This window comes from Hansschlegelia quercus, from assembly GCF_004310425.1.
GTDB lineage: Bacteria > Pseudomonadota > Alphaproteobacteria > Rhizobiales > Methylopilaceae > Methylopila > Methylopila quercus.
Map to the genome: position 1 here is coordinate 158,270 of NZ_SIUB01000002.1, position 18,080 is coordinate 176,349.

At 67.8% G+C, this 18,080-nt stretch carries 16 protein-coding genes; 2 read left to right on the forward strand and 14 right to left on the reverse strand.

Annotated features, from left to right (window positions below; translation table 11 throughout):
* Positions 1 to 157: 157 nt before the first annotated feature.
* The 7 genes from EYR15_RS04800 to EYR15_RS04830 form a co-directional block, all read right to left on the reverse strand.
* The gene (locus EYR15_RS04800; RefSeq protein ID WP_131001768.1) at positions 158 to 1,036 is read right to left on the reverse strand and encodes a hypothetical protein; all 879 of its coding nucleotides are present in this window, start codon (positions 1,034 to 1,036) and stop codon (positions 158 to 160) included.
* A gap of 47 nt (positions 1,037 to 1,083) precedes the next feature.
* Positions 1,084 to 1,767 (reverse strand): leucyl/phenylalanyl-tRNA--protein transferase, encoded by a 684-nt coding sequence (gene aat, locus EYR15_RS04805; RefSeq protein ID WP_131001769.1) that lies wholly within the window; start codon positions 1,765 to 1,767, stop codon positions 1,084 to 1,086.
* Between the two features lie 72 nt (positions 1,768 to 1,839).
* Positions 1,840 to 3,198: an acetyl-CoA carboxylase biotin carboxylase subunit gene (accC, locus tag EYR15_RS04810; protein ID WP_131001770.1), complete on the reverse strand. Its 1,359-nt coding sequence runs from the start codon at positions 3,196 to 3,198 to the stop codon at positions 1,840 to 1,842.
* A gap of 4 nt (positions 3,199 to 3,202) precedes the next feature.
* Entirely contained in the window at positions 3,203 to 3,661 is a 459-nt protein-coding gene (gene accB / locus EYR15_RS04815) for an acetyl-CoA carboxylase biotin carboxyl carrier protein (protein WP_131001771.1), read from the reverse strand.
* 11 nt (positions 3,662 to 3,672) lie between these two features.
* Entirely contained in the window at positions 3,673 to 4,134 is a 462-nt protein-coding gene (gene aroQ / locus EYR15_RS04820) for a type II 3-dehydroquinate dehydratase (RefSeq protein ID WP_131001772.1), read from the reverse strand.
* 100 nt (positions 4,135 to 4,234) lie between these two features.
* Entirely contained in the window at positions 4,235 to 4,990 is a 756-nt protein-coding gene (locus tag EYR15_RS04825; RefSeq protein ID WP_131001773.1) for a DsbA family protein, read from the reverse strand.
* A 233-nt stretch (positions 4,991 to 5,223) separates the two neighbouring features.
* Complete coding sequence (locus EYR15_RS04830) at positions 5,224 to 6,609, reverse strand: M48 family metalloprotease (RefSeq protein WP_245498153.1); 1,386 nt, start codon at positions 6,607 to 6,609, stop codon at positions 5,224 to 5,226.
* Between the two features lie 349 nt (positions 6,610 to 6,958).
* Between EYR15_RS04830 and pyrG the strand changes: the two genes are divergently transcribed.
* Positions 6,959 to 8,587 carry a CTP synthase gene (gene pyrG, locus EYR15_RS04835; RefSeq protein WP_131001775.1) on the forward strand — a complete coding sequence of 543 codons (1,629 nt, stop codon included), beginning with the start codon at positions 6,959 to 6,961 and terminating at the stop codon, positions 8,585 to 8,587.
* A gap of 16 nt (positions 8,588 to 8,603) precedes the next feature.
* Here pyrG and EYR15_RS04840 read toward each other — a convergent pair whose 3' ends face one another.
* Positions 8,604 to 9,833 carry an FAD-dependent monooxygenase gene (locus tag EYR15_RS04840; RefSeq protein WP_131001776.1) on the reverse strand — a complete coding sequence of 410 codons (1,230 nt, stop codon included), beginning with the start codon at positions 9,831 to 9,833 and terminating at the stop codon, positions 8,604 to 8,606.
* Between the two features lie 186 nt (positions 9,834 to 10,019).
* Between EYR15_RS04840 and kdsA the strand changes: the two genes are divergently transcribed.
* Positions 10,020 to 10,865, forward strand: a complete 846-nt coding sequence (kdsA, locus tag EYR15_RS04845) for a 3-deoxy-8-phosphooctulonate synthase (RefSeq protein ID WP_131001777.1) — start codon at positions 10,020 to 10,022, stop codon at positions 10,863 to 10,865.
* A 13-nt stretch (positions 10,866 to 10,878) separates the two neighbouring features.
* On the opposite strand, the gene EYR15_RS04850 is transcribed toward kdsA, so the two are convergent.
* The 6 genes from EYR15_RS04850 to EYR15_RS04875 form a co-directional block, all read right to left on the reverse strand.
* Entirely contained in the window at positions 10,879 to 11,628 is a 750-nt protein-coding gene (locus EYR15_RS04850) for an SDR family NAD(P)-dependent oxidoreductase (RefSeq protein ID WP_131001778.1), read from the reverse strand.
* Between the two features lie 15 nt (positions 11,629 to 11,643).
* Positions 11,644 to 13,119, reverse strand: a complete 1,476-nt coding sequence (purF, locus tag EYR15_RS04855) for an amidophosphoribosyltransferase (RefSeq protein ID WP_131001779.1) — start codon at positions 13,117 to 13,119, stop codon at positions 11,644 to 11,646.
* Between the two features lie 62 nt (positions 13,120 to 13,181).
* Positions 13,182 to 13,847 carry a CvpA family protein gene (locus EYR15_RS04860; RefSeq protein ID WP_131001780.1) on the reverse strand — a complete coding sequence of 222 codons (666 nt, stop codon included), beginning with the start codon at positions 13,845 to 13,847 and terminating at the stop codon, positions 13,182 to 13,184.
* Between the two features lie 94 nt (positions 13,848 to 13,941).
* The gene (gene radA, locus EYR15_RS04865) at positions 13,942 to 15,348 is read right to left on the reverse strand and encodes a DNA repair protein RadA (protein WP_131001781.1); all 1,407 of its coding nucleotides are present in this window, start codon (positions 15,346 to 15,348) and stop codon (positions 13,942 to 13,944) included.
* Complete coding sequence (alr, locus tag EYR15_RS04870; RefSeq protein WP_131001782.1) at positions 15,348 to 16,475, reverse strand: alanine racemase; 1,128 nt, start codon at positions 16,473 to 16,475, stop codon at positions 15,348 to 15,350. The genes radA and alr overlap by 1 nt, the downstream gene beginning before the upstream one ends.
* The gene (locus EYR15_RS04875) at positions 16,472 to 17,965 is read right to left on the reverse strand and encodes a replicative DNA helicase (protein ID WP_131001783.1); all 1,494 of its coding nucleotides are present in this window, start codon (positions 17,963 to 17,965) and stop codon (positions 16,472 to 16,474) included. The genes alr and EYR15_RS04875 overlap by 4 nt, the downstream gene beginning before the upstream one ends.
* Positions 17,966 to 18,080 lie beyond the last annotated feature (115 nt).

Consider the following 18,080-nt stretch of genomic DNA (forward strand, 5'->3'; position numbering starts at 1 on the left):
CCGCGCGATCCTGAGTGTCGGTGGGCGGACTTATAAAGCTCATCACGCGACAGGCTGGCACAGGGCAGCTTAAGGCGCGGTTTAGGCTGAGGCTCCTGATGCCCCCTCGCGGCAGCGGCGAGGCGGCCTCGGCGAAGCCGATGTCAGGTGGAGCTCCTCAGCGTTGGAGGATCAATCCGCGATCAGTGACGACGACCCATTCGCCCGCCCGGCGCTCGATCGACTTCACGCGCCCGATGCCCGGCGCGGTCGCGCCGCGCTCGACTTCGATGGTTCCGCGGCGGCCTTGCAAGACGGCGACGTCGTCATAGACCTCGCGCAGCGTCCAGCCCTTTACGACAGGAGAGGGGGGGGCGGCTGCGGGTTCTGACTTCGCGACGCTTCCGGTGGTGGCCGGCTCGTCGCGCTTGGCTGCGAGCTCGGCATTCGCCTTCTCGATCTTGTCCAGACGATCGCGGAGTTCCGCGACATGCGCCTCGTCCTGTTTGCCCTGATCGACCTTGGCCTGCAGCGCGTCGATCTTCGCGGTCGAAGTATCCTTCGCCTCGCCAAGCGTCTTGGTAAGCGCGGCGATCTCGGTCTTGAGCGCGCGGACCTCGTCCTGATTGGCGGCGGCCTGACCGGCGGCGGTCTTCGTCAACGTCGCCTGGCCGGTCTTGGCCTGGACGAGGGCCTTCTGGAGCCGGACGATCTCGTTCTTCAGCGCGCCGACGTCGCGGCTGAGCGCAGTCGAACGCTTTTCGGATCCTGCGGGATCGAGGTTGGACGCGAGGCCCATACGGCGGGCGTCGATCGCGGTCACTTCCTCCACGCCGTCGGTCAGCGACGGCGCGGTCGCGAAGTTCGCCATCGCGAAGCCGCCGCCGAGCAGAAGCGCAGCGCCGAGCGCATAAGGCAGGAAGCGCTTCAATGGCGGGAGCGCGAAGGCGCGCGGCTCGGCCGGCGGCGCGTCGCGCCAAAGCGTCAGCTCACGGCTCGGCGGCGTCACGCCATCGAAGGCGGAGGATGGAAGATCGCGGTGCGGCTCGGACGACATCGGAAGACCCTTGGAGGGCGGCCCCCGATCATTAACGGCCGTTACGCTTACTGAACTGTTACCGCCGCAAGCGAGCCCATCGCTTCGTCGCCGGAGACGCTTGCGCCCGGACCCCAGGGGAAGAACTCGGCGGGCTGGCTTACAGCGTCCTGGAGCAGGCGATGGTAGTCCCGCCGCGGCGTCTCCATCGCGCCGAAGCGCCTGAGATGGTCGGTGACGAACTGCGTATCGAGGAGGCGGAAGCGACCTTTCACGAGCCGGGCTGCGAGATGGACCAATGCGACCTTCGAGGCGTCGCGCTCGACGTGGAACATGCTCTCACCGAAGAACGCCGCGCCAAGCCGGACGCCGTAAAGCCCGCCGACGAGCCTTCCGTCGCGCCAGGCCTCGACGCTGTGGGCGTGACCGGCTGCGTGAAGCTCGCCGTAGAGACTGCGGATGCGGCCGTTGATCCAGGTCTTGTCGCGGCCGGGCGCCGGCGAGGCGCAGCCGTCCATGACTTGATGGAACGCCGTGTCGACGCATATCTCGAAGAAGTCGGAGCGCACCGTTCTCTCGAGACGGGACGAGACCTTGAACCCGTCGAGCGGCATCACGCCGCGCAGTTCGGGCTCGATCCAGTAGAGTCCGGGATCCGTGGCGCTCTCCGCCATCGGAAAGATCCCGCAGGCATAGGCCTTGAGCAGGACCTCCGGCGTGATCTCGACCATGACGTCGTTGATGCGGGTCATGGCTTCAATCTACGGCCACGCGCAGGCGGGGAAAAGCGGGACGACCGCAGGCGCGCCGCCTCCGCCGGAAACTCACGCCTCCGCGGGCGTTTCCGCCAGCATCTTCTCGAGCCAGTGGATGTCGTATTCGCCATCCTGGATCGAGGAATTGCGCACGAGCCGGCGGAACAGCGGCAACGTGGTGTCGACGCCGTCCACTACGAACTCGTCGAGCGCTCGGCGCAGACGCATCAGGCATTCGGTGCGGTTGCGGCCGTGGACGATCAGCTTGCCGATGAGGCTGTCGTAGTTCGGCGGGATCGAATAGCCCTGATAGGCCGCTGAATCGACGCGGACGCCGAGGCCGCCGGGCACGTGATAATAGGCGATCCGGCCCGGCGACGGCCGGAAGGTCTCGGGGTGCTCGGCGTTGACGCGGCACTCGATGGCATGGCCGCGGAACACCACGTCCTCCTGCGCGATCGAAAGCTTTGCGCCGCCGGCGATGCGGATCTGCTCGTTCACGAGGTCGATGCCGGTGATCATCTCGGTCACCGGGTGCTCGACCTGGATGCGGGTGTTCATCTCGATGAAGTAGAAGCGGCCATCCTCATAGAGGAACTCGACGGTTCCGACGCCGCGGTAGCTTAGGCCGCGCATCGCGGCCGCGACTGTCTCGCCGATCTGCTCGCGCTCGGACGCGTTGAGCGCGGGGGAGGGCGCCTCCTCCCAGACCTTCTGGTGGCGGCGCTGCAGCGAGCAATCGCGCTCGCCGAGATGGATCGCGGCGCCTTCGCCGTCGCCCAGCACCTGCACCTCGATGTGGCGCGGCTTGATCAGATATTTCTCGAGATAGACGGCGTCGTCGCCGAAGGCCGCCTTGGCCTCGGAACGCGCGGTCTGCAGCGCTTCCAGGAGGTCGCCCTCGGTCATCGCGACCTTCATGCCGCGTCCGCCGCCGCCCGCGGCCGCCTTCACCAGGACCGGGAACCCGATCTCGCGCGCGACCGCAATGGCCTCGACATCGTCGGTGATGCCGCCTTCGGAGCCCGGCACGACAGGGATGCCGAGGCGCTTCACCGTCTGCTTGGCGGCGATCTTGTCGCCCATGATGCGAATGTGTTCGGGCTTCGGGCCGATGAAGACGAGGTTGTGGTCCTCGAGGATCTCGGCGAAGCGCGCGTTCTCGGACAGGAAGCCGTAGCCGGGATGCACGGCGTCCGCGCCGGTGATCTCGCAGGCGGCCAGAAGCGCGGGAATGTTCAGGTAGCTTTCGCGCGCGGCCGGCGGGCCGATGCACACGCTCTCGTCGGCGAGGCGCACATGCATGGCGTCCGCGTCCGCCGTGGAGTGGACCGCGACGGTCGCGATCCCGAGCTCCTTGCAGGCGCGCAGGATGCGCAGCGCGATCTCGCCGCGGTTGGCGATCAGGACCTTGTCGAAGCTCGGCATGTCGTCAGTCGACGATCAGCAGGGGTTCGCCGAACTCGACCGGCTGGCCGTCCGTCACCAGGATCTCGCGGACGGTGCCGGCCTTCGGCGCGGGAATGGCGTTCATGGTCTTCATCGCCTCGACGATGAGGACCGTCTGGCCCTGCCGGACGGTTGCGCCGACCTCAATGAAGGGCTTTGCGCCGGGCTCCGGAGCGAGATAGGCGGTGCCGACCATCGGGGACAGCACGACGCCCGGATGCTTCGCCGGGTCGTTCGACACGGCGGCGGCCGGCGCGCTCGGGGCGGCGGGCGCCGGAGCAAAGGCCGGCGCTGCCGGAGCGGCGAAGGACTGGCGGGCGACGCGGACGCGGAAGTCGCCGCGCTCGATCTCGACCTCGGTAAGCCCGTTTTCGGTCATGAGCTCCGCGAGTTCGCGGACGAGTTCGTGGTCGGCGCCGGCGTTGGTCATTGGTTTCTTCATGGTCTTCTTTTTCAGGCGAGCGCGCTTGACGCTGTCGCGCCGATGCGGCGGGCGAGCGCGCGCAGCGCGAAGTCGTATCCGTCGACGCCAAGGCCGATGATGATCCCGGCGGCGACGGCCGAGACATATGAATGATGGCGGAAGCTCTCGCGCGCATGAACGTTCGAGAGATGCACCTCGATGGTCGGCGTCGCGACGCTCCGCAGCGCGTCGTGGATCGCGACCGAGGTGTGCGTGAACGCGCCGGCGTTGAGGACGATGCCCTGCGCCGAGCGCCCCGCCTCCTGAATCCAGTCGACCAGCGCGCCCTCGTGGTTCGACTGGCGGCAGTCGACGGTCAGTCCGACCTCATGGCCGACGTCCCGGGCGCGCGCCTCGAGGTCCTCAAGCGTCAACGAGCCATAGACCGCCGGCTCGCGCGAGCCGAGCAGATTGAGGTTCGGGCCGTTGAGGACGAAGACGACGGGTTTCAATCAGGCGGTCCGCTAGGAGGTTCCGCCCGCCGGCGTGCGGCGAGCGTCGCGTCTTATAGGGAAGCGCGCGCGGGAACCCAAGCGATTCCGCGGCTGCGCCTCAGCACTCGGCCTTGCCGCAGGTTCGAAGCGCCGCGATGCGCCCCTGGAGGTCCGGCACCACGTCCGAGGTGTTGGGGACGATCTGGTCGCCGACCACGAAAGTCGGGGTCGCCTCCACGCCGAGATCGTCGGCGAGCTTCTTCGATTCGAGCAGGATGTTCTGGATGTCTGGCGAGGCCAGCGCGGCGTCGAGCTTCGCCTGATCGATGCCCACCTCCTTCGCGACGGCGAGCGCCCGCGCCTTGGTGGCGAGCGTCTGTCCCGAAAGCAGCTTGTCGTGGAAGGCGCGGAACTTGTCCGGCGCCGTGCGCCCGGCCGCGATCGAGACCTGCGCGGCGCCGAGCGATTCCTGCCGGATCACCGGAAGCTCGACGAGCACGATCCTGAGCTTCGGGTCGGCGGCGATGAGCGCGTCGATATCCTTCACCGCGTGGCGGCAATAGCCGCAATTGTAGTCGAAGAACTCGACCAGGGTGACGTCGCCCCTGGGATCGCCGAACACCGCATGCGGCGAGGTCTTGTCGAGCCGCTGCATGAAGGTCGAGAGCGCGGCGGTCCGGCTTTCCGCGGCTTTGGCTTCCTGCCGCCGGTTCCATTCCTTCTGCGCCTCGTAAAGCACTTCCGGATGCTGGATGAGATATTCGCGGACGACCTTGCCGATCTCCTCCTTCTCCGACGCGTCGAAGGCGAACGCCGCCGCCGCCGCCGCAAAGGTGAGCGTGAGAGCGAGCGCGAGGCGCGCGAGAGAACGCATCAACTATCTCCGGGACGGATTACGGCTTTGGCGGATCGAACGAAGGGGGACGAGCCGAATGCGCTTCATCTTGCAGAAGCTCCGCGTTGGAAATGCGGCGAGACCTATCCGGCGGCATGTTGTGCTCGCGGCGATGCCGATTCCTGATGGCGCGGAGGCTGAGTTCGCCCCTGAACAGCTGGCGCATGGCCATCAGCATGTAAGGCAAATACCGGAGCCACACTTGTAGCATCTCAGTTCAACTTCGGCGGCGTGTAGGTCGCGATGTCGTCGGCCTTCAGCCAGTTCGGCGTGCCCTGCTTGAAGCCGCGCTTGGCGCGCTCGGCGATCTGCCGCGCCGTCCCGTAGTCGCCGGAGGCGAACGCCGCCTGTGCGGAGGCGAGATCGGCCTCCGGAATCTTGTTCTGCTTGGCGTAAGCCATAGCGAGCTCGCGGTAGCCGTCGGCGTTCTTGGTGTCGACCGCGGTCGCGCGCGTGAGCTCCGACATCGCCGTCTTCGAGTCGCCGCCGCCTGCGTTGAGCGCCTGGCCCAGCATGGTGCGGATCAGGCTGGCGTTCGGCGCGAGGGCCAGCGCGCGACGCAGCGGTCCGACGGCCTCCTTCGGCCGGCCGTTCTCCAGATAGGCCTGGCCCTTCAATTCGTGGAAATAGGGATTGTTCGGCTGGGAAGCGATCAGCCCGTCGATCTGGGCAATGGCGCCGGGCAGCGGCGCCGAGCGATAGGTTGCGATCGCCCGGGCGTAGCGGGCGGGAAGGCTGTCGTCGCTTGGCGGATAGCGCCGCCCGACGGCGGCGGGCGTATCGGTGAAGCCGATGAGCTTCGCCCGCATCAGGTCATGGCGAGCCTGAAGAGCCGGCGAGTCGACCTTGTCGTAATACGGGCTCTGCTCCGCGAGATGCTCGAGGGCTTCGATGCGCTCCTGCGGCATCGGGTGGGTCTGCGCGTAAGGGTCGATGAAGCGCTTGGAGAACGCGACCTGCTGGGCGAAGCGCCTGAAGGTCGTCAGCATTCCCTTCGCGGACTGGCCGGTCTTGTTGAGATAGCTAACCGCCGCGCGATCAGCCGCCTCTTCCTGCGTGCGGACGTAAGCGAGCATCGTGCGCTGGATCATCTGCTGCGGCGCCATCACGGCGCCCATCGCGGCGTCGCCGGTGCCGTTCCGGCCGCCCGAGACGGCGGCGCCGGCCATCGCTCCCATGCCGAGCAGCATGGCGACGATCGCCATGGTCTGCATGTTGTCGACCTGCTGGCGCAAACGGGCGAGATGGCCGCCGGCGATGTGTCCGGTCTCGTGCGCGAGAACGCCGATCACCTCGTTCGGCGTCTTCGAGTCGATCAGCGTGCCGGTGTTGACGAAGATGCGCCGGCCGTCGGCGACGAAGGCGTTGAACTCTCGGGAATTGATGATGGTGATGTCGACCACGCCCTCGCCCACGCCCGAGGCGCGGAAGATCGGGGTCATGTAGTCCCGCAGCAGGGCCTCGATCTCCGCATCGCGGATCACGCTCATGCCGCGCGGCGCGGTCTGAGCCGAAGCGGGCAGGGGCCCCGCCAGAACGCTCAGGGCGCAGAGCGCGGCGACCGTTCGCCTGACGAGTCCGGGCAGTTGCATCGGCATGCGTCGCATCTTCCATCCGGGCGCGTCCCCGGTTTGCGCGACAGTACCGGCGCGCCCAAGTCAGGGTCAACGAAAGCGACTTTGGCGGCCCTGACGCCGCCGCCGCCCTCCCTTGCGCATCTGCCCTTTGCGCTCCGGCGCAAGCCGGGCTAACAAGCGCGACAGCCTGACAAGCGCCTGCTGACCGGCCCGACGGAAGTCTTCTTCCGCCGGCGCGCCGGCTTTGGACGTGATGTCGGGCATGTGGACAACGACCCTCGCGGCAATAGGCGAATCGCCGGGACCGCGGCTAACGCTGACGAGTCGGGCTGACGGCCGCCCGGCTCATCGGATTTGCGAAAGAGAGCGGATGGCGCGCTACGTCTTCATCACCGGCGGCGTGGTGTCTTCGCTCGGCAAGGGTCTCGCTTCCGCGGCGCTCGGCGCGCTGCTCCAGGCGCGCGGCTATACGGTCCGGCTGCGCAAGCTCGACCCGTATCTCAACGTCGATCCCGGCACGATGAGCCCGACGCAGCACGGCGAGGTGTTCGTCACCGACGACGGCGCGGAGACCGACCTCGACCTCGGCCATTACGAGCGCTTCACCGGCATCCCGGCGTCGAAGAAGGACAACATCACAACCGGCCGGATCTACCAGGACATCATCGCCAAGGAGCGGCGCGGTGATTATCTCGGCGGCACGGTTCAGGTGATCCCGCACGTCACCGACGCCATCAAGCACTTCGTCCGGGACGGCAACGAAGCGTTCGACTTCGTGCTCGTCGAGATCGGCGGGACGGTCGGCGACATCGAGGGTCTGCCGTTCTTCGAGGCGATCCGACAGCTCGGCAACGATCTTCCGCGCGGCGACGCGATCTACATCCACCTCACCTTGCTGCCGTGGATCCCGAGCGCGGGGGAGCTCAAGACCAAGCCGACCCAGCATTCGGTCAAGGAGCTGCGTTCGATCGGCATCCAGCCGGACATCCTGCTCTGCCGTTGCGATCGCCCGATTCCGCCGGAGGAGCGCCGCAAGCTCGGCTTGTTCTGCAACGTGCGCGAAAGCGCCGTGATCGAAGCCCGCGACGTCGACACGATCTACGAGGTGCCCGAGGCCTACCACCGCGAAGGGCTGGACACCGAGGTGCTGCGCGCCTTCGGCATCGAGCCGCAGGCGGCGCCCGACCTTACGCGCTGGCGCGAGGTCACCCGCCGCGTGCGCCAGCCGGAAGGCGAAGTCACGATCGCGATCGTCGGCAAGTACACCGGCCTGAAGGACGCCTACAAATCGCTCTACGAGGCGCTGGTTCACGGCGGCGTCGCGAACACCGTGAAGGTCAATGTCGATTGGATCGAGAGCGAGATTTTCGAGAGCGCGGACCCGGCGCCGTATCTCGAACATGTCCACGGCATCCTCGTGCCCGGCGGCTTCGGCCAGCGGGGAGCCGAGGGCAAGATCAGAGCTGCGACCTTCGCGCGCGAGCGCAAGGTGCCTTACTTCGGCATCTGCTTCGGCATGCAGATGGCGGTGATCGAGGCGGCGCGGAGCCTCGCCGGCGTCTCAGAGGCGAACTCCACCGAATTCGGTCCCACGCCTGAGCCGATCGTCGGCCTCATGACGGAATGGGTGCGCGGCAACGCGCTCGAAAGCCGGCATGCGGAGGGCGATCTCGGCGGCACGATGCGGCTGGGCGCCTATGACGCGCGCCTCCGGCAGGGTTCCAAGGTCGCCGAGATCTACGGCTCGAACGACATTTCCGAGCGTCACCGCCACCGCTACGAGGTCAACACGGACTATCGCGAGCGGCTTGAGGAGAAGGGGCTCGTGTTCTCCGGCATGTCGCCGGATGGCCTTCTGCCCGAGATCGTCGAGTATGCCGACCACCCCTGGTTCGTCGGCGTCCAGTTCCATCCGGAGCTGAAGTCGAGGCCCTTCGAGCCGCATCCCCTGTTCGCGAGCTTCGTCGAGGCGGCGTTGGCGCAGAGCAGGCTGGTCTAAAGCGCGAGCGACGGCGCTAGTCGCCGACGGCGGGCGTCTTCAGACCTCCGGCGTCGACGCCGTAGCCGTAGTTCGGCAGATCGATCTTCTCCGGCTTCGACGACATCAGCTTCGTCGCAACGCTTTTCACGAGCGGCTTGGTCGACAGATCGAGCGCCCATTGTTGAAGCGCGATGCCGAACCGCGTCTGCGGTTGAGCGATGCGCGGACCAAGCTTCGGCACATTCTGCGCCTGCTCGACATAGGGCCGCATGATCCTTTCGTAAGCGGCGAACGCGGCCTCATGGTCCTCATGGCGGGAAAGCTCGCCGGCGAGCACGTAGGCGCCTACGAGGGCGAGGCTCGTCCCCATGCCGCTGATCGGGGAGGCGCAATAGGCGGCGTCGCCGAGAAGCGCGACCCGCCCCTTGGACCAGCGGTCCATCTTCACCTGGCCGATCGCCTCGAAGTAGAAGTCGTCGGCCTTGTCGAGCCCGTCGAGGACCCGCGCGATCTCCCAGCCGGCGTCTGCGAAAGTTTTGCGGAGCCAAGCCTTCTGTTCGCTCGGCTCGAGATCCTCGCGTCCGTCAGGCGGCTGCTGCGCGGTGAGCACGACATGGGTGGCGTCGCCGCCGGGCCGCAGGAACACGCTGCGTCCGGCGGGAGCGTTGAACCAACGCGCGGTGTCTTCGCTGTCGGTCGGAGCCGGCGGGATCGAGAAATAACCCATGTAGAGGTCGAGCGGCTTGCGACGGGCTTCGTCGCCGAAGACCAGCGTCCGCGTCGCCGAACCAATCCCCTCGGCCGCGATGACGAGATCGAAGCGGCGACGACCTCCTTTCTCGAACGTCACGTCCACGCCATCGGGACCGTCGTCGAGGGCCGTGATCCGATCGCCGAACTGGTACCGCGCCTTGTCGCGGCTGCGCTCGACGAGAATGCGGGAGAGATCGCCGCGCAGGATCTCGAGCTCCGCCGTCGGTCCTCCGGCGCCGAAATCGCCGACGTCGATCTGCGCCTGGACTTCGTTCTTCTCATCCACGAAGGCGATCGCCTTCTCGCCAGTCGTCCTGGCTGCGATCTCGTCCTCAATTCCCATACGCTGCGCGACGACCCGCCCGGCGCCGCGGATATCGACGTTCTGCCCGTTGTCGCGAAATTCCGGCGCGCGCTCCACGACGGTCACGTTCATGCCGTAACGGCCAAGCCACCACGCGAGAGCCGGCCCCGCGACGCTCGCGCCGGTAATCAACACGTCTCGCGCCATATCAGGCTTTCTCCTCTGCACGCCTCGCCAACGAGCGGCCGCGTTCGAAAGTTCAGGGCCGGCTGGAGCGACGCTCGCTCTGGCTAGGTCGGCGCCGGCCTGCTAAATCGCCTGCCCGCGGACCGCGAAGCCTTCGCCAGCTTTGCCGGTCGATCGCCAAACGAAGAGCGGCTCACGAGACGTCCGATGAACGCACCCGTCCAAAATCGTCCCGACGCTGTCGTCGAGGTCGGATCCGTTCGCATCGGCAACGATCTTCCGCTGTCGCTGATCGCAGGCCCCTGCCAGCTCGAAAGCCGCGCCCATGCCCTGGAGATCGCCTCCGCGCTGAAGGAGATCACGGCAAAGCTCGGCGTCGGGTTGATCTTCAAGACCTCCTTCGACAAGGCGAACCGCACCAGCGCCTCTGCTCAGCGCGGCGTGGGGCTGGAAGCCGCGCTGCCCGTCTTCGCCGAGATCCGCGAGAGCCTGGGCCTGCCCGTGCTGACGGACGTCCACAGTGAGGACCAATGCAGAGCCGCGGCCGAAGCCGTCGACGTGCTGCAGATCCCGGCCTTCCTCTGCCGCCAGACGGACCTGCTGCTCGCAGCCGCCGCCACCGGCAAGGTCGTGAACGTTAAGAAGGGCCAGTTCCTCGCGCCCTGGGACATGAAAAACGTCGTCTCGAAATTGACCGGCGCAGGCAATCCCCGCGTGTTGCTGACCGAACGCGGCGCGAGCTTCGGCTACAACACGCTGGTCTCCGACATGCGCGCGCTGCCCGAGATGGCGAAGACCGGCGCGCCGGTGATCTTCGACGCGACCCATTCCGTTCAGCAGCCGGGCGGGCAGGGGACGTCGTCGGGAGGGCAGCGCGAATATGTGGCCGTGCTGGCGCGCGCGGCGGTCGCAGTCGGCGTCGCGGGCGTCTTCATCGAGACCCATCAGGACCCCGACCACGCGCCTTCGGACGGGCCGAACATGGTCGCGCTCAAGGACATGCCGGCGCTGCTCGAGAGGCTGGTCGCATTCGACAGGCTCGCAAAGGCTTGAGCCACCGAACTGCTTAGCTCGGCGGATTGAAGCCCAACACGCGATCGCTCGGAAAGTCGTAGAGCCTGCCTGTCTCGCTCCAGTCTGGCGCGCACAACGCCACGATCTTTGGGGCGAGATCAGCCGGCGTCTTGAGAGTCGCCGGATCCTCCCCTGGCATCGCCTTGGCGCGCATCGCGGTGCGCAGTGGGCCCGGGTTGACCAGCATCACGCGCACGGCGGTGTTGGCGGCCGTTTCCGCGGCGTAGGAGCGTGCGAGCGCCTCGACGCCGGCCTTGGTGACGGCGTAACCGCCCCAATAGGCCCGGTCCTTGTGGACCGCGCTCGAGGTCAGGAACACCGCGCGTCCGGCGCCAGAGGCCCGCAGCAGCGGGTCGAGCGAGCGGATCAGCCGCCAGTTCGCGGTGAGGTTGACCGCGACGAGCTTGTCCCAGTCCTTCGGCTCGATGTGGCCGAGCGGGGTGAGCGAACCGAGCATGCCGGCGTTCGCGACGAGGGCGTCGAGCTTGCCGAAGCGCTGGTAGAGCGCCGCGCCTAGCCGGTCGATCGCGTCGAAATCCGCGATGTCGAAGGGGGCGAGCGTCGCCGAGCCGCCTGCCGACTTGATGGCGTCGTCGAGTTCCTCAAGCCCGCCTTGCGTGCGACCCGTAGCGACGACATGAGCGCCGGCCTTTGCGAGGGCGAGCGCCGTCGCGTAGCCGATGCCGCGGCTCGCGCCGGTGACGACGGCGACGCGGCCGTCGAGCCGTTTGTCAGTGCTCATGAATGCATGCGGCGGTCAGCTCGCTTCCGCGATCAGCGAGAGCTGGCGCGGGGTCTCGCCGATCATGTCGGTGAGCAGCGTCGGGTAGTCGCCGGTGAAGCAGTGGTCGGTGAACTGCGGACGCAGATCGTCGCGACCCTCATAGCCCATAGCGCGGTAGAGGCCGCCGACCGAAAGGAAGGCCAGGCTGTCCGCCCCGATGAACTCGCGCATCTGCTCGAGCGTGTGCGTCGCCGCGAGCAGCTTCTCGCGCTCCGGCGTGTCGATGCCGTAGAAGTCGGAGTGCGTGATCGGCGGGCAGGCGAGGCGGAAATGCACCTCCTTGGCGCCCGCGTCGCGCATCATCTTGACGATCTTCACCGAGGTGGTGCCGCGCACCAGGCTGTCGTCGACGAGCACGATCCGCTTGCCCTCGATCTGGCTGCGGTTCGCGCTGTGCTTCATCCGCACGCCGAGCTCGCGCACGCCCTGCGTCGGCTGGATGAAGGTGCGTCCGACGTAGTGGTTGCGGATGATGCCGAGCTCGAACGGAATGCCGGAGGCCTGACTGAAGCCGATCGCGGCGGGCACGCCTGAGTCCGGCACCGGCACGATAACGTCGGCTTCGGGCAGCGACTCGCGGGCGAGCTCGACGCCCATCTGCTTGCGCACCTCGTAGACCGACTTGCCCTGAACGATGGAGTCGGGTCGGGCGAAATAGACGAACTCGAAGATGCAGGGACGCATCTTCTGCGGCGGGAACGGCCGGAGCGACTGCACTCCCGCTTCCGAGATCACCACGACCTCGCCATTGTCGATGTCGCGGACGTATTTCGCGCCAATGATGTCGAGCGCGCAGGTCTCGGACGTCAGAATGTGGCAGCCGTCGAGTTCGCCCAGGATCAGCGGCCGGATGCCGAGCGGGTCGCGCGCGCCGATCAGCTTGCCGTCGGTGAGCGCCACGAGCGCGTAAGCGCCCTCGATTTCCCGCAACGCGTTCACGAAGCGGTCGATCATGCGCGGTCGGCGGCTCTGCGCGACGAGGTGGAGGATGACCTCCGTGTCGGACGTCGACTGGCAAATCGCGCCGGCGCGTACGAGCTCCTTACGGAGCGTCTGGGCGTTGGTCAGGTTGCCGTTATGGGCGACCGCGAAGCCGCCGGAATCGAGTTCCGCGAACAGCGGCTGGACGTTGCGGAGAATTGTCTCGCCGGTCGTCGAATAGCGGTTATGGCCGATCGACTGGCGGCCGGGCAGCCGGCTGATGACGCGGGCGTCGGAGAAATGGTCGCCGACAAGGCCCAGACGCCGTTCGGCGTGGAACCGCTGGTTGTCGAAGCTGACGATGCCCGCCGCCTCCTGGCCGCGGTGCTGAAGCGCGTGCAGGCCGAGCGCCGTGAGCGCCGCCGCTTCCGGATGTCCGAAAACGCCGAAGACGCCGCACTCCTCATGCAGGCGGTCGGCCTCCAGATCGAACCAGTCTTCGGACTTGGGCGTGGACTGCATCGTCATGTCCGTCTCCCGCGGGCGGAAGCGATCCGCCCATTGCGCGCCTCCGGCTGGCCTGCCGGCGGCTATTGCCTGGGCTTCGCGTCCTGCTCGAGAAGCCGGTCGACGCCCTGCCTGTCGGAAGGACTGACGTCCGGGGTCTCGTCCGGCGCCGGCGCGGCCTGATCGGGCGTCGAGGGCGCGGCGGCCCCTGACTCTCCGGTCGCGCCGTCCCTGCGCTTAAGCCTCTGCAAGATGGTGCTTTCAGGGTCCTCAGGCAACATCGCGAGGAGCTTGTCCCCTGCGTCCTGAAGAAGCGGCTTCGACTGCGCCGTCCGGAACCACTCGGGCTGGCCCCTGTCGGGCACGAGCCACGTGTAGAACATGAAGGCGACGATCACGAGCAGCAGCCCGCGCGCGGCGCCGAAGGCGAAGCCGAGGATACGGTCCACGGGCCCGACGCGGCTGTCGAGGATCACGTCCGAGATCTTCATCGTGATGAACGAGACGATCAGCAGCGTGACGATGAAGATCGAGCCCGCAGCGACAACGTCGGCGATCTGCGGCGGATTGAACTTGATGTGCTCGCGGGCGAGCGCGCGGGCCGGCTCGAAGAAGAAGATCGTGGCGGCGGCGGCGGCGACCCAGGAGGCGATCGACAGCACTTCGCGCGTGAAGCCACGCACCATGGCGAGCGCCGCCGAGATGAGCATGACCGCGAGCAGGATGACGTCCAGAAGCGTGATGGTCATGCGCTGCGGCGGTGTCCGTGCCAAGAATGGGCGACGCCGCGCGGAAAGCTGCTTCCCGCGGACGCGGTCTCTATAACGCTGCGGCCCTCCGCCGTCACGCGTCTTTCATGCGGGCGCCCTCCGCGCGCGCCGCAAGCCTCGCGACCAGGGCGTCGAGCGTTGGGATTGCGATGGCCGAAAGTCCTGCCTCGCCGGCGGCTTCGGCGGCCGCGGAGGGCAGGGCGGCGCGCTTGAAGCCGAGTCGCGCCGCCTCCCTCAGTCGCGGTCCGGGATGCACCACGGGACGAACTGCGCCGGTGAGGCCGACCTCGCCGAAGAACACCGCGTCGAGTGGCAGAGGCGAGCCGAGCAGCGACGAGACGAGGGCTGCCGCGACCGCAAGGTCGGCGGCCGGCTCCTGCACTCGCAGGCCGCCGGCGACGGCCAGATGCACGTCGTGCGTTCCGAGCCTCACGCCGCAGCGCGCTTCGAGCACGGCGAGCACCATGGCGAGGCGGGAGCTCTCCCAGCCGACCACAGCGCGCCGCGGCGTGCCGAGCGTCGAGGGCACGACGAGGGCCTGGATCTCGACGAGCAGCGGCCGCGAGCCTTCGAGGCCAGCCAGCACCGCCGTACCCGGCGCGTCGGGCTCCCGGTCGCCGAGGAACAAGGCTGAGGGGTTGCGAACCTCCTCCAGCCCATCCCCCGTCATCGCGAAGACCCCGATCTCGTCGGTCGGTCCGAAGCGGTTCTTCTGCGCGCGCAGAATACGGAAGTCGCGGCCGGAATCGCCTTCGAAGGAGAGCACGGCGTCGACCATGTGCTCGACCACGCGAGGCCCTGCGAGCTGGCCGTCTTTGGTGACGTGGCCGACCAGCACGACGCAGGCCCCTGTCGTCTTGGCGTAGCGGATCAACGCCTGGGCGGAGGCGCGCACCTGGGTGACGGTGCCGGGCGCGGACTCCACCTGGCCGGTCCAAAGCGTCTGGATCGAATCGATCACCACGAAGCGCGGCGGCTCGCCATCCTTCAGCGTAGCGAGGATGTCCTCGACGTTCGTCTCCGCGGCGAGCGCGACGGGCGCGTCGCCGAGCCCCAGCCGCTGAGCGCGGAGCCGCACCTGCGCCGCGGCCTCCTCCCCCGACACATAGACAACCCGGTGACCGGCCCGCGCGAGCGCGGCGCTCGCCTGGATCAGCAGCGTCGACTTGCCGATGCCGGGATCGCCGCCCAGCAGCAGCACCGATCCGAACACGAAGCCGCCGCCGGTGACGCGGTCGAGCTCCTGAATGCCCGAGACGATGCGTGGCGCCTCATCGGATGCGCCGGACAGTCCCTCGAGCACGACGATCCTGCCGCGGCCGAGCGCTCGCGAAACGCCGCCGCCGCCGCCGGGAACAGGCGCGGCCGCCGCCTCCTCGACGATCGAGTTCCATGCGCCGCAAGCCTCGCACTTCCCCGACCAACGATTATACACGGCCCCGCAGGCCTGGCAGACGAAGGCGGTCTTGGGTCGAGCCATCAGGAAGAAGCGCCTTGCAGGTAACGGCGTTCGTACCGGCCGCCCAACGACGTCAGGATCTCGTAGCTGATCGTACCGCAGGCCTGAGCGAGATCGTCGACGCCGATGTGATCGCCGAGCACCTCGATCCAGTCGCCGCGCCTTGTGGCGGCCTCGGACGCGTCCGTGACGTCGATGGCGATGAGGTCCATAGAGATGCGGCCGAAATACGGGCAACGAACGCCCCCGCCAAAGGCCCCGGCGCCGGGTCTGCCGCCGTCGGCTCCGCCGCCTGCGCGCAAGATGCCGTCGGCGTAGCCGAGCGACAGGATGGCGAGCCGGGTTGGGCGGCGCGTGCGCTCCACGCCGCCATAACCCACCGCAACACCCTCAGGAACGATCCGCGTCTGCACGATGCGCGCGTCGAGCCGCACGACGGGCGCAAGCTGCGAGGGTCGGGGCGCCAGCGGGTTCCCGCCGTAAAGTGAGACGCCCGGCCGGCGCAGGTCGAAGCCGAGGCCGCCGCAAGACGTCTTCTTCAGCAGCGTTCCTGGCGAGTTGGCGAGGCTTGCAGGCGTTTTCGGAACCAGCGCGCGAAGCTCGGCGAACAGCGCGCGCTGAGCTTCCGTCTCCGGGCGCTCCGGCTCGTCGGCGCAGGCGAGGTGGCTCATCAGAAGCGAGGGCGTGAAGCCGAGATCGGACGGCAGTAGAGCCTTCGCCTCTTCGACGTCGAGGCCCAGACGGCGCATGCCGGTGTCGATATGGATCGCCGCTGCGCCGTCTGCGCCGGTCGCCGCCACAAAGCCGCGCCATTCCGCGATCTCCTCGGCCGAACCGAGCACCGGCCGTGCCCGGATGGCGGCGAAGGCGTCGCCGGCGCCCTGTGGCAGGCCGTTGAGGACGTAGATCGTGGCGTCGGGAGCGGCAGCCCGCGCGATCGCGGCCTCGGAGAGATGCGCGACGAAGAAGGTCTTGGCGCCGGCCGCGCTCAGCGCCTTTGCCGCAGGCTCGAGGCCGATCCCGTAAGCGTCGGCCTTCACCACGGCGGCGCATTCGCTCGAAGGATCGAGGTCGCGCAGCGTGCGCCAGTTTTTCTGGAGCGCCGCGAGGTCGATAGTCAGCCGTCCGCCCGGAAACTCCGGCGTCACATCCGCTCCGGCAGATGGTCGTCCTGAGCCAGATTGCCGAAGCGCGTGAACTCCGCCTCGAACTGGAGCTCCACCGTTCCCGTCGGTCCGTGACGCTGCTTGCCGATGATCACCTCGGCCTTGCCCGCCACGTTCTCCATCTCCGTCAGCCACTGCTCGAACTCGGGCGTGCCCTCGCGGGGCTTCTTGTTCTTCACGTAATACTCTTCGCGGAACACGAAAAGCACGACGTCGGCGTCCTGCTCGATCGAGCCGGATTCGCGGAGGTCCGAGAGCTGAGGGCGCTTGTCGTCGCGGCTTTCGACCTGACGCGAGAGCTGGGACAGCGCGATGATCGGCACCGCCAGCTCCTTGGCGAGCGCCTTCATGCCCGTGGTGATCTCGGTCATCTCCTGCACGCGGTTCTCGCCGCGTTTGGCGGAGCCGGACAGCAGCTGAAGGTAATCGACGACCAGGAGATCGAGGCCCTTCGAACGCTTGAGCCGCCGCGCGCGGGCCGCAAGCTGGGCGATCGACAGGCCGCCGGTCTCGTCGATGAACAGCGGGGCGCGCTGCATCTCGGTCACGGCTTCGGTGAGCTTGTAGAAGTCGCGCTCGTCGATCGAGCCGCGGCGGATCTTGGAGGACGAAATCTCGGCCTGCTCGGCGATGATGCGGGTGGCGAGCTGCTCGGCCGACATCTCGAGCGAGAAGAACCCGACGACCCCGCCGTTGATCGTCTTGGTCCGCCCATCGGGCTGCGTCTCGCCCTGATACGCCTTGGCGATGTTGTAGGCGATGTTGGTCGCGAGCGACGTCTTGCCCATGCCGGGACGCCCCGCGAGGATGATCAGGTCGGAGGCTTGCAGTCCGCCCATCAGCCGGTCGAGATCGTCCAGCCCGGTCGCGATGCCGGACAGACCGCCGTCGCGCTTATAGGCGCTGGCGGCCATGTCGACCGCAGTCTTGAGCGCGTTCGAAAAGGTCTGAAAGCCGCCGCCATAGCTGCCGGTCTCGGCAAGCTCGAACAGGCGGCGCTCGGCCTCCTCGATCTGGTCGCGGGGCGGCATGTCGACGGGGGCGTCATAGGCGACGTTGACGACTTCCTCGCCGATGCCGATCAGCGAGCGACGGAGCGCGAGGTCGTAGACCGTGCGGCCGTAATCCTCGGCGTTGATGACGGTCGTCGCCTCGGCGGCAAGTCTGGCAAGGTATTGTGCGACCGTCAGGCCGCCGCCGACATCGAGGTCGGTCGGCAGAAAAGTCTTGATCGTGACGGGGGTTGCGGCCTTGCCTGCCCGGACCAGACTGGCGACGATCTCGAAGGTTCGGGCGTGCAGGCCCTCGTAGAAATGGCCCGGCTCGAGGAAGTCCGACACCCGCCAGAACGCGTCGTTGTTGACGAGCACCGCGCCCAGCAGCGCCTGTTCGGCCTCGACATTGTGCGGCGCCTGCCGGTAGGCGGGCTCCGGGTCGAGCAGGCGACGGGCGAGAGAGTCGGCGACGGCCATCGGGTTAATTTCGGTCCCTGTCGGGTCATGCTGTGGTTAGCGACCGGTTAACACGGGCGGCGCGGGAGGCCTGCAGCTTCCGCGCAACGCCCCCCGATTCACACAGGCGCCGAAG

What these genes read in the sequence shown, in the direction of transcription:
- pyrG (WP_131001775.1), top strand. Translation starts at nt 6,959, where the DNA reads ATGGCGCGCTACGTCTTCATCACCGGCGGCGTGGTGTCTTCGCTCGGC.
- kdsA (WP_131001777.1), top strand. Translation starts at nt 10,020, where the DNA reads ATGAACGCACCCGTCCAAAATCGTCCCGACGCTGTCGTCGAGGTCGGA.
- EYR15_RS04825 (WP_131001773.1), bottom strand. Translation starts at nt 4,990, where the DNA reads ATGCGTTCTCTCGCGCGCCTCGCGCTCGCTCTCACGCTCACCTTTGCG.
- accB (WP_131001771.1), bottom strand. Translation starts at nt 3,661, where the DNA reads ATGAAGAAACCAATGACCAACGCCGGCGCCGACCACGAACTCGTCCGC.
- purF (WP_131001779.1), bottom strand. Translation starts at nt 13,119, where the DNA reads ATGACGATGCAGTCCACGCCCAAGTCCGAAGACTGGTTCGATCTGGAG.
- EYR15_RS04875 (WP_131001783.1), bottom strand. Translation starts at nt 17,965, where the DNA reads ATGGCCGTCGCCGACTCTCTCGCCCGTCGCCTGCTCGACCCGGAGCCC.
- radA (WP_131001781.1), bottom strand. Translation starts at nt 15,348, where the DNA reads ATGGCTCGACCCAAGACCGCCTTCGTCTGCCAGGCCTGCGGGGCCGTG.
- EYR15_RS04800 (WP_131001768.1), bottom strand. Translation starts at nt 1,036, where the DNA reads ATGTCGTCCGAGCCGCACCGCGATCTTCCATCCTCCGCCTTCGATGGC.
- EYR15_RS04840 (WP_131001776.1), bottom strand. Translation starts at nt 9,833, where the DNA reads ATGGCGCGAGACGTGTTGATTACCGGCGCGAGCGTCGCGGGGCCGGCT.
- EYR15_RS04830 (WP_245498153.1), bottom strand. Translation starts at nt 6,609, where the DNA reads ATGCCGATGCAACTGCCCGGACTCGTCAGGCGAACGGTCGCCGCGCTC.
- accC (WP_131001770.1), bottom strand. Translation starts at nt 3,198, where the DNA reads ATGCCGAGCTTCGACAAGGTCCTGATCGCCAACCGCGGCGAGATCGCG.
- aat (WP_131001769.1), bottom strand. Translation starts at nt 1,767, where the DNA reads ATGACCCGCATCAACGACGTCATGGTCGAGATCACGCCGGAGGTCCTG.
- EYR15_RS04860 (WP_131001780.1), bottom strand. Translation starts at nt 13,847, where the DNA reads ATGACCATCACGCTTCTGGACGTCATCCTGCTCGCGGTCATGCTCATC.
- EYR15_RS04850 (WP_131001778.1), bottom strand. Translation starts at nt 11,628, where the DNA reads ATGAGCACTGACAAACGGCTCGACGGCCGCGTCGCCGTCGTCACCGGC.